Source organism: Mycoplasma hafezii, assembly GCF_049942695.1.
Classification (GTDB): Bacteria; Bacillota_I; Bacilli_A; order Mycoplasmatales; family Metamycoplasmataceae; genus Mycoplasmopsis; species Mycoplasmopsis hafezii.
This window is the reverse complement of record NZ_CP187940.1, coordinates 663,388-677,324: the sequence shown is the minus strand read 5'-3', so window position 1 is coordinate 677,324 and position 13,937 is coordinate 663,388. Positions and strand designations below refer to the sequence as shown.

Annotated in this window: 14 protein-coding genes; 1 reads left to right on the top strand and 13 read right to left on the bottom strand. The window is 30.2% G+C overall.

Annotated elements, in window-relative coordinates; translation table 4 throughout:
- Window position 1: 1 nt before the first annotated feature.
- The 5 genes from ACPYPZ_RS02590 to ACPYPZ_RS02570 are packed head-to-tail and all read right to left on the bottom strand — an operon-like array spanning window position 2 to window position 6,557.
- The gene (locus ACPYPZ_RS02590) at window positions 2-2,941 is read right to left on the bottom strand and encodes an AAA family ATPase (protein ID WP_426461020.1); all 2,940 of its coding nucleotides are present in this window, start codon (window positions 2,939-2,941) and stop codon (window positions 2-4) included.
- Between the two features lie 12 nt (window positions 2,942-2,953).
- Window positions 2,954-3,631, bottom strand: a complete 678-nt coding sequence (gene rnc, locus ACPYPZ_RS02585; RefSeq protein ID WP_426461019.1) for a ribonuclease III — start codon at window positions 3,629-3,631, stop codon at window positions 2,954-2,956.
- The gene (plsX, locus tag ACPYPZ_RS02580; RefSeq protein WP_426461018.1) at window positions 3,624-4,610 is read right to left on the bottom strand and encodes a phosphate acyltransferase PlsX; all 987 of its coding nucleotides are present in this window, start codon (window positions 4,608-4,610) and stop codon (window positions 3,624-3,626) included. The genes rnc and plsX overlap by 8 nt, the downstream gene beginning before the upstream one ends.
- Window positions 4,610-6,241 carry a DAK2 domain-containing protein gene (locus ACPYPZ_RS02575; RefSeq protein ID WP_426461017.1) on the bottom strand — a complete coding sequence of 544 codons (1,632 nt, stop codon included), beginning with the start codon at window positions 6,239-6,241 and terminating at the stop codon, window positions 4,610-4,612. The genes plsX and ACPYPZ_RS02575 overlap by 1 nt, the downstream gene beginning before the upstream one ends.
- Window positions 6,234-6,557, bottom strand: coding sequence for a hypothetical protein (locus ACPYPZ_RS02570; RefSeq protein WP_426461016.1), 324 nt, complete (start codon window positions 6,555-6,557; stop codon window positions 6,234-6,236). Before ACPYPZ_RS02570 ends, ACPYPZ_RS02575 begins: the two co-directional genes overlap by 8 nt.
- Window positions 6,558-6,691: 134 nt before the next feature.
- Between ACPYPZ_RS02570 and ACPYPZ_RS02565 the strand changes: the two genes are divergently transcribed.
- The gene (locus ACPYPZ_RS02565; RefSeq protein WP_426461015.1) at window positions 6,692-7,363 is read left to right on the top strand and encodes a recombination protein O N-terminal domain-containing protein; all 672 of its coding nucleotides are present in this window, start codon (window positions 6,692-6,694) and stop codon (window positions 7,361-7,363) included.
- 33 nt (window positions 7,364-7,396) lie between these two features.
- Here ACPYPZ_RS02565 and gatB read toward each other — a convergent pair whose 3' ends face one another.
- The 8 genes from gatB to ACPYPZ_RS02525 are packed head-to-tail and all read right to left on the bottom strand — an operon-like array spanning window position 7,397 to window position 13,765.
- Window positions 7,397-8,818, bottom strand: coding sequence for an Asp-tRNA(Asn)/Glu-tRNA(Gln) amidotransferase subunit GatB (gatB, locus tag ACPYPZ_RS02560; protein ID WP_426461014.1), 1,422 nt, complete (start codon window positions 8,816-8,818; stop codon window positions 7,397-7,399).
- Window positions 8,811-10,136 (bottom strand): amidase family protein, encoded by a 1,326-nt coding sequence (locus ACPYPZ_RS02555; protein WP_426461013.1) that lies wholly within the window; start codon window positions 10,134-10,136, stop codon window positions 8,811-8,813. Before ACPYPZ_RS02555 ends, gatB begins: the two co-directional genes overlap by 8 nt.
- The gene (locus tag ACPYPZ_RS02550; RefSeq protein ID WP_426461012.1) at window positions 10,136-10,438 is read right to left on the bottom strand and encodes an Asp-tRNA(Asn)/Glu-tRNA(Gln) amidotransferase subunit GatC; all 303 of its coding nucleotides are present in this window, start codon (window positions 10,436-10,438) and stop codon (window positions 10,136-10,138) included. The genes ACPYPZ_RS02555 and ACPYPZ_RS02550 overlap by 1 nt, the downstream gene beginning before the upstream one ends.
- A 9-nt stretch (window positions 10,439-10,447) precedes the next feature.
- The gene (locus ACPYPZ_RS02545) at window positions 10,448-11,290 is read right to left on the bottom strand and encodes a pseudouridine synthase (protein WP_426461011.1); all 843 of its coding nucleotides are present in this window, start codon (window positions 11,288-11,290) and stop codon (window positions 10,448-10,450) included.
- 41 nt (window positions 11,291-11,331) lie between these two features.
- Window positions 11,332-11,904 carry an SMC-Scp complex subunit ScpB gene (gene scpB, locus ACPYPZ_RS02540; protein ID WP_426461010.1) on the bottom strand — a complete coding sequence of 191 codons (573 nt, stop codon included), beginning with the start codon at window positions 11,902-11,904 and terminating at the stop codon, window positions 11,332-11,334.
- On the bottom strand, window positions 11,894-12,694 hold the full coding sequence (locus tag ACPYPZ_RS02535; RefSeq protein WP_426461009.1) for a segregation/condensation protein A: 801 nt from the start codon (window positions 12,692-12,694) through the stop codon (window positions 11,894-11,896). The genes scpB and ACPYPZ_RS02535 overlap by 11 nt, the downstream gene beginning before the upstream one ends.
- Window positions 12,675-13,451 (bottom strand): lysophospholipid acyltransferase family protein, encoded by a 777-nt coding sequence (locus tag ACPYPZ_RS02530; RefSeq protein WP_426461008.1) that lies wholly within the window; start codon window positions 13,449-13,451, stop codon window positions 12,675-12,677. Before ACPYPZ_RS02530 ends, ACPYPZ_RS02535 begins: the two co-directional genes overlap by 20 nt.
- A complete protein-coding gene (locus ACPYPZ_RS02525) occupies window positions 13,451-13,765 on the bottom strand; it encodes a holo-ACP synthase (protein ID WP_426461007.1) in 315 nt (104 codons plus the stop codon). The genes ACPYPZ_RS02530 and ACPYPZ_RS02525 overlap by 1 nt, the downstream gene beginning before the upstream one ends.
- Window positions 13,766-13,937: the final 172 nt, after the last annotated feature.

The window sequence follows — 13,937 nt, the reverse complement described above, 5'->3', positions numbered from 1 at the left end:
TCTAATTTGCTTCATCAACCATTTTCTTAGCATCTTCTAATTTAACACTAAAGAAACTTGTAACTCCACGAGTTTGCATTGTTGCCCCAAATAAAGAGTCAACTTTTGTCATAGTTCCAACTCTGTGGGTAATAACTAAGAATTGAGTTTGTTTTTTAAGTTCTTGTAAGTATTCGCCATAACGCACTACATTAGCTTCATCAAGGGCTGCCTCAACTTCGTCTAAAATACATAATGGTAAAGGTCTAGCACGTAAAATAGCAAATAATAATGAAATAGCGATTAATGATTTTTCTCCACCTGAGAATAATTTTAAGTTTTTAATACTTTTTCCTGGAGGTTGAGCATAAATGCTAATTCCACTTTCAAGCACGTTATGTGGATCGACAAATTTAACTTCAGCTGTTCCGCCACCAAACATAGAGCTAAATACTTTTGAGAATTGTTGGTTTACATCATTAACAATATTTGTTAATCTAGTGATAATAATTTTATCCATTTCAGCAATAGCACCTAAAATAGTATTTTTAGCTTCGGTTAATTCTTCAAAGTTTTGGTTGAAATTATCATAACGGCTTTCAACTTCTTCAAGTTCAACTATTGATTCTAAATTAACATTACCTAAAGCATCAATTTCACTTCTAAGTTCTTGAATTAAGTTTTTAGCTGCTTCAACCGACATAGAAAGTCCATAGTTTTCACGAGCGTATTCAAGTGTTAATTTATAAAATTGAGATAAACGTTCTTTGTGTTCTTTTAAATAGAATTTAGCGTTTTCATATAACTTGATTTTTTGGTTAAATGAATCGTTTAAAGTAAGCAACATAGATGTTGTTTTAGATTTATCGCTTTCAAGTTGATTTAAATCATTTTTTAAATTATTTTCAATTTGTGATTTAGTTTGAATATCAAAATCGATTAATCTAGCTTCATTTTCAAGTTCTTGAATTTTTTCAACTAATGGAGCAATATTTAATTTTTGTTCATCGAGTTGTTTAGAAAGGTTTAAATGAGCAGCACGTGATTTAAACTCATCAAGTTCAGCTTGTGAGCTTTCTAAACGAACTTTAATTGTTGCGTATTCTGATGTGTGTTGTCTGTTAAATGTTTCTTCACGTTGAAGTTCATTTTTAAGTTTTAAAATTTGATTTAAAGCGTTTGCTTTAATGTTTTCTAAACCAGGAATTAATTTTTCAAGTTCAGCAATTTTATTATCTATTCCAAGGAAGTCATCACTTTCTTGAGCTGTACCTCCGACAATAATACCACCAACACGGATGATATCTCCATCAAGAGTAACAACCATATATTTTTTATCTAAAATGGTTGAGATTTTTTCAGCTGATTTAATATCGTCAACCACAATAACATTTCCTAATAAGAAGTTTTTAAGTACGTTGTACTCGCTTTTAGTTTCAACTAGTTCACTAGCTAAACCGATAAATCCAGGGTGATTACGAACTACTAGTAAATAATCATCACGAATAAATTTATCTTTAATTGATGAAAGAGGAATGAATGTAGCACGTCCACCTTTGTTTTTCTTAAGGAAATTAACTGCTTCAACGGCAGTATCTGGTTTATCAACAACTACATGTTGTACAGCGTTTGCAAGCACTGTTTCAATCGCTGAAACATATTCTTGTGGCACTTTAATTAAGTCGCTGACTAAACCTTTATAACCCTTAAAGTTGTATCTATTTTCAACAATAGTTTTAGTTCCTTTAAATAAGTTAGTGTGTCTATTTTTCTTTTCGTTTAAGATTCCAAGGTGTGTTTTACAGCTTTCGATTTTTCTTTCTGCATCATTAACTGTAATATATTGTTCGTTAATTTGTTTTTTAAGACTAACAAGCTGATTATTTGAAGTTTCCATCTTGATTTCAAGATTATACTTAGTTTCTTTAAAGTAATTCATCTTGTGTTCAAGTTCCTGAATTGCTGAAACAATCGCTTCAATTTGTTCGTTTGTTGTGGTTTGAATTTCACCACGAGCAATTAAATCACGTCGTTCGTTTTCTTTAGCTTGAGTTACTTTCAGATCTGAAAGACGTAAATTAAGAGCTTCTCTTTTTCCACGAAGCTTATTAAGTTCACTAGTTAAAGCGTTTAATTCTGTGCGTTTATCGTTAATTTGTAAAGTGAATAAATCAATTTGTTCACGATAAGAGTTTTTAGTATCTTCAACCCCTGCTAATTCCTTATCAAGTTCATGATAAAGTTTTTCTAAACGAACAATTTCACTAGCTAAATAAGCAATTTCAACTTCTTTTAACTTAGTTGTTTTTTCTTTATAAGCCAAAGCTTTTTCAGCTTGTTTTCTAAGTGGTTCAAGTCTTTTTTGTAATTCTTTAATAACAATTTCAACTTGTTTTAAAGTACTTTCGGTACGTTCTAATTTTTTAAGAGCTTCTGTTTTTCTTAGTTTATATTTTGATACTCCAGCAGCTTCTTCAAAAATTAATCTTCTTTGTTCATCGCTTGATTGAGCAATATCAGAAACTGTTCCTTGCGAAATGATAGCTAAAGAACTTTTTCCGATACCACTTTCCATTGCGATAGCTTTAATGTCTTTGTGACGACAAGGTTCACCATTTAAAAAGTATTGGTTCACACCTTTACCACGTTCTAATGAACGAGTGATTGTAATAAAATCTGTATTAATACTTGAATTATGATCGCGATTATCAAATGTAAGTGTTACAGTTGCACGATTCATAGGTTGTACAGTTTTAGAACCAGCGAAAATAACATCTTCCATGTTATCTCCACGCAATTCTTTTGAGCTTTGCTCTCCAAGAACTCAACGAATAGCATCGTTAATATTACTTTTACCTGAACCATTAGGTCCAACAATTCCTGCTACACCACCATCAAAGTGTAGAACAATTGGTTCAGCAAAAGATTTAAATCCATGTGCTTCAATCTTAATTAATTTCATTTTGCACCTCACTTATTGAAGTTTGCTTAATGCATCTTTAGCAGCTTCTAATTCTGCTTCTTTTTTAGTATTACCTGTTCCTTGTCCAAAAATTTGATTATCATGTATTGCTTTAGCTTTAAATTGTTTATTTGCTAATTGCTCTGTTTGATAGGTAATATTTTCTTTACTAAAACTTTGGAAGTATTCTTGTAATTCAGTTTTAGCATCTTTATTATTTTCTAAGTGTACTTTATCAATAACTGGATAAATGTATGTTGCAATAAATTGTTGTGCTTTTTTTAGGCCTTGGTCAATATAAATTGCTCCAACAATTGATTCAAAAATGTCTGCTTGGACTTTGTGAGACTCTTTAACATCTTTTTCCATTTGTCCTGGACCTGTTTTTAAAATATCGATTAATCCCATATCTACTGAAATTTTGCTTAATGTATCAGTACATACTGCTTTGGCTCTTAATCTAGTTTGAAAGCCTTGGGTTAATTCTGGATATTTTAAAAAAATGTAAGAACTGGAAATAAATTGTAAAACAGCATCACCTAAAAATTCAAGTTGTTCGTAGTTCTTAATTTTTCCATTTTCATTTCTAGTAAATGATGAGTGAGTTAATGCTTCGATATATAAAATAGATTTATTTGGTTTAATATCGTGATTATCAAAAAACTCAGTTAAGTTATGTGACTTAGTCATTTTGTAATTTTCCTTTTAGTTGGTTTAGCAAGTCTTTTTCAAGAGCTTCCTTAATTGTATTAAGTGCTGAAGTGTATGAAAGCTGATCGCTTGATCCGTGTGCTTTAATTGCGATACCATTAACACCAATTACTCAAGCCGAACCAACTTGACGGTAATCAAGCACATCGCCAGCTTCTTTAAATGCTTTTTTTAGTCCTAATGCACAAATTTTTCTAAAGAAAGTTTTTGTAAAGTGTTCTTTTAATAAATCTTTAAAAGTAAAAATAGCACCTTCATAACTTTTAAGCACAAGGTTTCCGCCGTAACCATCAATTACAGCTACGTCGTTATACCCACGGAATAAGTCTCTTGGTTCACTAAATCCAACATAATTAATTGATTGATCTTCTTTTAAGATTTTGTTTGCTTCAACAGTATTTTCATTTCCTTTGTAATCTTCTGTTCCGATGTTTAATAAAGTTACTCTTGGATTTGCTTTATTAAACATAACGCTTGCAAAAATTGATCCTAACTTAGCTCATTCTACTAAGTATTCAGTTTTTGCGATTAAGTTAGCACCTACATCCATAAATAAAAACTTTTGTCCGTTAATTGCATTACATACTGGCATAAAAGCTGGACGAGAAACACCTTCAAGCCTTCCTAATTTAAAAGTTAAAGCAGTAATATAACTTCCGCTATCTCCACTAGAAAGTACTGCGTCGGCTTCATTATTTTTAATCATATCGATTGCTTGATTCATTGAAGTGCGTTCCATTAATGATCCACGTAAATCTTTTGGATTAGTTGGAACTTTTGGATTATTAATGTATTCAATATTATCAAGTTTAGTTAAGTTATCTAAAGAAGGAAAATCACCAATTAACTTAATTAAAAAAAGTGGATTACGCTGAGCAAAATCAATTGCAGCTTCTAATCCTGCTTTTTGTCCATTATCATTACCATTTAAATCAAAAACAATTGTATATTTTGTCATTATTCAGCTCCTATGTAGAATAGATAGTTAGGTTGATTTCCTTCAATGGTTTCAACTTCGACATCATATTGACCTTCGATAAAGTTGGTTAATTCATCAACTTGATCTTGTGAGGCTTCTTCTCCGTAATAAATACTAATAATTTCAGGAGAGTTTTTTTGCATTTGTTTAACAATGTATTTAGCAGATTGAATTGGAGATTTATTTGATGTAATAATTTTTCCATCAAGAATACCTAAATATTCACCTGAACGAATTTTTACATCATTAATTGTGGTATCTCTAACTGCTTGAACAACTTCACCACTTGCAACTTCAGAAATAGCATCAGTCATCATTTCGATGTTATCTTCTGGGTCTACTTCGTGACTAAAGTTCATAATCGCACTAATACCTTGGATTTGTGTTTTGGTTGGAATAACAATAATGTTTGAATCTTGGTAAATTTGAGCTGCTTGTTGAGCTGCTAAAATTACGTTTCCGTTATTAGGAAGCACAAAGACATTATCGGCATTCACTGCTTGAATCGCTTTAATAATATCTTGAGCTGATGGGTTTTGAGTTTGACCACATTCAACTACGTAGTCGCAACCTAATTCTTTCATTCTTTTAATAATACCGTTACCTAAGTTACATGACACAATTGCAATATCCTTACGGTTTGCGGTTTGAGACATTTCGTTTAAACGGTCAACGTTTGCTTTTGATTGGTTGGCTTGTAATGTCATATTTTCTGATTTGATTTTAATAAACTCACCAAATTTTTGAGCAAAGTTTAAAAGTTTACCAGGTTTTAGGACGTGCCCGTGTAATTTTAAAATATCATCATCATTAACCACTACAAGAGAATTAGCAAATTTTTCTAATCCTTTAGTAAATGCTTCTTTATCAAATTTATCAACATCATTTAATCTTACAAGTACTTCAGTACAGTAACCGAATTCACCTTCATAAACTTCTTGGTCGCTAATGAAGTTACTAATTTCATCGCCTGATTCAGAAATTTCAACTGGTTCACCTTTGAAGTAACTAAGCATACCAGTAAGGACAGTAAATAATCCTTCACCACCACTATCGGTAACTCCTACTTCTCTTAAAGTTTTAAGTTTGCTTGGTGTTTCATCACAACTCTTACGAGCAAATTTAACTACAGCTTCAAAAAACTCTAAAATTGTTAAATCTTGATTTCAACAGTGTTTTCTAAGATTTTCACTAGTTTCACGAATAACTGTTAAAATAGTTCCTTCAACTGGTTTAAATACTGATTTGTAAGCACGAGCACTAGCTGATTCAAAAGCTTCAACTAAATCATTAGTAGTTAAAGCAACCTTACCAGTGCATCCAAGTGAGAAACCTTTAAAAATTTGAGAAAGAATAACTCCAGAGTTTCCTCTAGCTTCGTAAATCATATCTAGAGCAACAGATTGAGAAACTTCTTCAACTGTAGGATTCTTATCGATTTGTAAATTAGGGATAACTGATGCTAAGGTAGAAGACATGTTTGTCCCAGTATCACCATCTGGAACTGGGAAAACATTCAGTGCATCGATTTTTTGTCTAGCGTTACTTAAGGCGTGCGAACCAGAAATAATCGCAGCAGCTAGATCCTTACCATTTAAAACTTTACTCATTAATTACTCCTCTAAAAATAATGGTCAACTTATCTAGTTTTTGTTTTTTACGTTTTAATGCATTTGTAACGTTTTGATTAAGTTGCGTAGCAATAAATTTGGTTTGAATCCCATCAAGTATTGATAATCCTATTTGAAAATTTCAACCTAAATCCGTTTTATCCACATAAATGTAGTCAAGTAATTTTTCATCATCTAATGCAATTGCCTCATCGGTTGTAAAGTTCTCATCAAATGTTAAAGGGTGAACTTTAGTAATTCCGATTGTTGAAAATAATGACTTTGCAAAGATTTCTTTGACTTCTAAGATATCCATTTTGCTCCTAACATATTACTCTAATATAATAGTAAATATATTTTACATTATTTAACATATATTTAAAGCACCAAAATGTACCTAAATTTAAAGTTTTTTCCATTGAAAATTCGACATTTTTATATGATATAAATATGGCTGAATCAATACAAAAAGCAATCGTTTTAAATATTCATGAAGACTCTGAAAACTTATTTATTGTGTCGTTTTTTACTAAAAATGGAATTTTAAAATTAGCTGCTCAAGGCTTAAATAAACCACTTTCAAAAAATCGTGTGAATTTACAAATTGGTGCATTAGTTGAAGTTGAATATTTTGCAGCTCGATTAAGTGGAAAAACAGGTAAATTAAAAAAATCTCATTTAATTAGTTCGATAAACATTGATGAACTTAAAAATGCAGAATTTGCTGATAAATATGTGAAATTATTAGCAAATATTCAAGCACCTAATCATGTTTTTGAACAGTGCCTTGAAATTTACGATTTAATTAGTCCTTTAACAGGAAATAAGATTTTAACATTTTTATATGCTCAATCATTAATTTACTTTGGTCTATGTCCTAATTTTACTAGTTGTCATTTATGCTTAAACGAACGTAATTTAATTCATTTTAATTTAAATGAAGGTGGTTTTGTTTGCAATCGACACGAAGGAGTTGAGGTGCAATCAATTGAGTTCTTGCAAGCTGTTTGATATTCATTTCATAGTTTAAAACAATATTTAATCGTGGTGTCTAATACGACGAATTTACATGTTTTAAGAATGTATCAAGCTTTAATTAGGGATAATGGTTACTATATTTAAAAATTCACTAGAAAAGCTCTAGTGAATTTTAAATTAGTTAAACTTAGCTTGTAATTCTTTAACCACAATTTCGTTTGATACAACAGGGTTAACTTGTCCACCTGTTTGTTTCATTAAAGCTCCAAGAACGAATTTAACAACACGTTCTGGTCTAGTTGTATATTCAGCAACAAGTGCTTCATTTTCAGCAATAATTTTATCAACAAGTTCAGTGATTAATTTAACATCTGTAATTTGTTTTAAGTGGTGTTTTTCAAGTAATTCTTCAATTTCTCCATTAAAGTTAACAAGTAATGGAATTAATTTTTTAAGTGACTTTCCTGAAATTACTTCTTGTTCAAGAAGTTCTAGCGATTGAGCGATGTGTTCTGGTTTAATTCCTAACTCATATGCTAAAACACCTTTAGTGTTAGCAAGAGACACAATTTCCGCAAAGAAAACTTTAGAAAGTTTGTCTTTATCTGCATATGGAATTGAGTCAAAATATTTAGCTAAATCTAAGTCATCAATTAATGATTGAATGTAAATAGGTTGAATGTTATTGTCGATATATCTTTGTTTTTTAGCGTTTGGTAATTCTTTAAGTGTTACCGAATTAATAAATTCATCTGAAAGTTTAATAAATGGAATGTTTGGATCTGGAAAGTATTTATAGTCTACAGTTCCAGTTTTTGTACGCATAACAACGTTAATATTGTTTTGATCATCAAAACGTTTTGTTTGTTGATAAATTGGTTCACCTTTGTGTAATTTTTCGCTTTGGTGTTTAATTTCAAATTCGATTGCTTTTTTGATATTTGAAAGAGAGTTCATATTTTTAATTTCGACCTTTGTTCCAAATTGTTTTGTACCATATGGGCGAAGTGAAATATTAATATCAGCTCTTAAACTTCCTTGTTCAAGTTTAGCATCTGAAATTTCTAAACATTGAGCTGTCTTTTTAATCATATCAACGTATGCTGCAGCTTCTTCAGCATTTCTAATTACTGGGTAAGTAACAATTTCAATTAATGGAATTCCAGCACGATTGTAATCAAGTTTTGTTCCATCATCACTGTGGTGTTGTCTTGCAGTATCTTCTTCAAGGTGAATTCTTTCAATTTTAATTGTTTTAGTTCCTTCGCTAGTTTCAATTTCTAAAGTACCATTAGAACCAATTGGACGGTAAAATTGTGTAATTTGGTATCCTTTTGGTAAGTCTGGGTAGAAGTAATTCTTTCTATCAAAATGAAGTTCATCATCAATTGTCATATTTAAAGCTTTTGCTAAAGCTACACCGAATTTAACAGCTTGTTTATTAACAATAGGTAAAGTTCCAGGATAAGCTAAATCAATTTGGTTTGCACAAGTATTAGGTTCAGCATTAAAGTCGATTCTACTTGGAGAAAACATTTTTGTTTTTGTTTTTAATTCTAAGTGAATTTCAATTCCGATAATTGTTTCAAAATTAGTCATTTAAACCTCCAATGATTTCTTCAAAGTATTCTGCGTATCCTAATAATTTTTCATCTTGATAAATTTTTGCATCAAGTGCAATACTATATGGTAATCCTTCATGTTTTGCAAGCGGAATAGTAATTGAAGGGTTTCCAGCAAGGTTGCTTCCTGTTAAGATATAGTCCATTACATCGTGTTTAGTTGTATCGGTGAATTTAGGTGCTACACCTACGTATGCTGGATAAAGTACAGCGTCAGCTTGTTCGTGTAATGAGTTAAGATAATCTTTAATTACTCTCCGAGCTTGTTGTGCTCTAACAAGTAATTCTTTTTGGTTTTCTTCATATAAGAAATAACTTCCTAAACTAAGACGTTCTTCTACCATTTTTCCAAATTTAGCACTACGTGTATTAGTCATAATTTCTTCTCAAGAATTTCCATTAACTCTTGAACCAAAAGCAATACCATTTAAGTTCGCAAGGTTTGAAGAGGCTTCTGAGAATGAGACGATTTGGTAAACTGGTTTAATCGCTCTTAAAATATCTAAGTTTGGTTTAATGATTTCTACTTTAATGTTTTCGTTTCTTAATTTAGCAACTAATTTGTCAAAACTTGCTTTAGTGTAGTCTTCTAAGAATTCACTAAAGTCTAAAACGATAATTTTGTTTGGTTTTGTTTTAACTACGTTACCCATTTTCACGTGAACACTGGTCATATCTTTTTCATCCACACCATAAAGTGCGTATGAAGCTAAAATTAAGTCATTCATATTGTGAGCAAAGTAAGCTACTGTGTCTAATGATGAAGAGTAAGCAAACATTCCATAACGGCTAATTGCACCATAAGAAGGTTTGAATCCAATAATTCCGTTATAACTTCCAGGTAAACGAACAGAATCTCCTGTATCACTTCCTAAAGCAAGACCTACATTTTTAGTAAAAGTAGCAACAGAACCTGATGAAGAACCGCCAGCGTATCTCGAACTATCAAGTGGGTTGGTAATTATTCCGTATCCACTAAATGTTCCGGTTCCTCCAAGTGCAAGTTCGTCATTATTTACTTTGCCGACTGGAATACATCCGTGATCTAATAATCTTTGTACTGAAGTAGCGTTATAACTTGGTTGGAAGTTATCTAAAATTTTTGAACTAGCACGAGTAACTTGGTCATCAGTTGCAAAAACATCTTTAATTGTTAAAACTACATTTGAAAGGATTTGACCTTGAGCACATCCTTTTTTAGTTTTATAAACTGCAGCTACTGCATTATTTTTATCGTTTAAAAGTTCTTGTTGAGCTGCCTGAAAATTTCCTAAATTTTTAAATTTACGTTCCATTATTTAACCACCTTCGTAAGAATTACATAGTCTTCATCTTTATCTGCGGCATTCTTTAGAATATCTTCTTTTGTAATACTTCATTTTGTATTTTCGACATCTTCACGTAAGAAGTCCACAAGTGGTGTTTCATTTAAATGTGTAAGAGGATTAACATTTTTTAAATCCAATTTATCTAATGCCTTAAGTTCTTCTTGTAATTGGTGTCAGTTTTCTAAAATGTGTTCTACAACTTCATCGGTTGGTTCAAGCATTAAAGAACTAACGATTTCTCTAAGTTTTTCTTGATTGATTTCTTTCATTAGAATCTCCTATCATTTTGGTAAACAATAAAAATCAACTTTATTTAAATATTTTAATTCATTATTTAAACCATCTAGTTTTAAATAATAAGAATGTAGCATTAAGCGTTCTGCTTTTTTACCACCGTATTTTTTATCGCCATAAATTGGTTTACCAATATTTTGTAAAGCAACACGAATTTGGTGTTTACGTCCTGTTTTAATTTCTGCTAGTTTACGTTTTCCATCAAAAGTTAAAATGGTAATAGCTTGTTTTGAATTAGGCCTTTCAGTACGAGATGCTTTCATTTTACCTGTTTCATAATCTTTAAACATATATAAAACCACTTCACGTTTTGCTTCGTTAAAATCACTTAAAAATTGGTATTTTTTTGTGAATTTTGAATGAGCTTCATTTAATTGGACTAACGCTTGATAAGTTTTAGCGTATAAAATAATTCCGCTCGTTTCTTTGTCTAATCTACCAACATGTGAAGGTTTAAAACTATCAGTTTGTTTATATTTTAAGTATGCTAACACTTGAAAATCTAAACAATCATCACTTCCGTGAACTTCTACTGCAGTTTTTTTGTTGATTACTAAAATATTTTGATCTTCATATAGAATATCTAAATCACCTTTTTTGTATTTGATAACTTCTGTTTTTTGAGCCTGTTCAATTCCGTAAACAACAATATGGTCGCCTTCTTGTACTAAGTAATCTTTTTTGTTGTTTCTTACATTGTTAACTTTAATATCTTTTTTACGAAACAGCTTTTCAATTTTACTGATTGGTACATTATTTAAATATTTAACTAATAATTTAAATAATGTCCGACCAGCATCGTTTTTCGTTGCGATTAATTCAAACATATTTTCCTTTCACAAAATAAAAAAATAAACCTCAAAGAGGATTATTGTTCTCTTTGACTACTAAATAAGTCAAAGTCATTATTTTCGTTTTCTACACCTTCGATGTAATTAAAATCATTTAATGATGGTAAGTCACGCATTGTAGTAATTCTAAAATAATCATAAAACTTGTTAGTTACACCGTAAAGTAATGGATGCCCTGGAGTAGGTGATACACCTACTTCTTCAATTACACCTTTAACTAACAATGTATTAATAACTTGATCGCTAGCTGTACCACGAATTGTAGCAATTTGACCACGTGTAATTGGTTGTTTATATGCAATAATACCAGCAACCTCAATAGCGGCATTAGATAATCGTTGTTTTTTGGTTACGCTCACCATTTTTTGAATGTATTCTTTGACGCTTTCACGTGTTGCTAATTTATATACATCATTAAACACTACAACTTTTAAACCACGATCAACTTCGTTAAAAGCTTTATGAAAATCGTTCATTACTTTTTTTGCTTCCGCATTAGTATTTAAATTAAAAATTTCTTTAACTTGATCTAAAGTTAAACCTTCATCACCTTGAATATAAAGTAACGCTTCTAAAATTTTATTTTTCATAGAATGCTTCTCCTCTAGTTATTACAATTTTATCAAATTGAGTATTTTGCTCAATTTTTAAATATTGTTGTCTTGCTAAATCTAAAACAGCAATTAAAGTAACAACAAAGTGTTTTAATGAAGGCAAATCAAAAACTTGTTCAAATGAAAGCTGTTCGTGTTGTTTTAATAAGTTTTTTAAATATCCTAATTGATCAGCTGGTGTTAAATTGAAGTTATCAATTTTTGTTTCTCTTAAATGTTGTGCGTAACGACGTTCAAACATTTTTCTTAAAACAGAAATTAGTTTTAAAGGGTTTGAATGTCCATCTAGCTTAGAATCATCGTCATCTACAATAAATTCATCTACACTACTTGGCTGTTTAATATAAATATTTTGTCTTTCAGCTTCAAACTTACGTAAGACTTCTTTAACTTCCTTAAATTGTTGATATTCAATTAATTGTTGAAGCAGTAAGTTCTTTTGTTCTTCGATTTCTTCATCTGGTTCATCTTTTGGATCTTGCAATAGCATTTTAGCTTTTAAATCAATTAAAGTAGCAGCCATTACTAAGTATTCACCAGCAATATCAACTTCATTATCTTTTAAATGATTGATAATCTCTAAATATTGATTCGCAATATCTAAAAGATTGACTTCCATAATGCTGATTTTTTTGTCTTTAATTAAACTGAGTAATAAGTCTAACGGACCATCGAAGTTATCGATTTGAAAAGTATATTCATTCGAAATAAATTCATCTGATTTTTCTGATTTTTTAAAATATTGATTAGTTTTCTTTTTGGGCATGTCTTGCAATTTCCTCTGCAATCATTTTTCTGGTTTTTTCTGCTATAGCTTTCGAATCTTGGTTAATTAAACTACTTGCCTTAATTGGTTTTAAAAATGAGATAGTGATATTTAAACGTCCAGTTCTCTTTTTATCCATTGCGTGTTCAGAATTAATAATTGCAACTGGAACGATTGATAAGTAGTTCTTTTGAGCTGTTAAGAAAGCTCCAGCTTTAAAGTCTCCTAATTCATCACCTTTAACTCTAGTTCCTTCAGGGAAAATAACACCATATGTTTTTTGTTCTTTAATGAATGTTCCAAATTCTAAAACTGTTTGAATGCTTTCTCTAAAGTTAGAACGATCAATTAAAAATGTATCTAATAAATTCATTGCATGTCTTACGATAAATTTATCGTTTAACTCTTTTTTAGCAACGAAGTTAGGGATTTTGTGTTTTTCTCCATAAGCTTCACTTTGTTTTTCAAGTGCTGCAATTACAACAAATGGATCAATATTAGATTTATGGTTTGGAGCTAATAACACACCACCTTTAGTTGGTAAATTATCATATCCTTCGATAATTAAATCAATGTTATAAAGTTTAAGTAATTTTTTAGACACATTTAACATATACTTATGTCTATCTTCTAGTAACATTTGCTCAGGGTTTCTTCTGTATTTACGTGAAAATTTTCAAATTTTTCTAAAACGGTGTAATCAAACTGGTGCTAGAAAAATCTTTTTAAGTCATGGTTTAATTGCTAATTGTTTCATTAATCTCCTTCTCTTTCAATCACAAAAGCAATAAGTAAATCTTTTTCGTGACTAATTGATATTTCAAAATTTTTAAAAGTTCATCGGTGATTGATTTTTTGAAGATTTATTTTACTAAATTCATAATAATCATTATTTGCTTTAAAAATAGCTTCTTTAATTGCTCATGCTCGAGCTAAAAATTTTGCTTTTTTATCGTCTTGTAATGTTTGAAAAAGCTCAAATTCTGCATCACTTAAAATACGTCTTGCAAAATATGAATCAACTTTTTCAAATCTTGAAATAGTAGTAATATCAACGCCAATATGTTTCATAAAATGAATTATATTAAATTCAAGCAATCAAAATATTTGTTTTTCTCATTCTTGAATTTTGCTGTTAGAATTTTATAAAATAAATGTTATTTTTATCTGTAAATCTATGAACTGTTTAAATAAATAAAATTATATAATTATTTATGAATTAATAGTGCTTATTTATAGATAA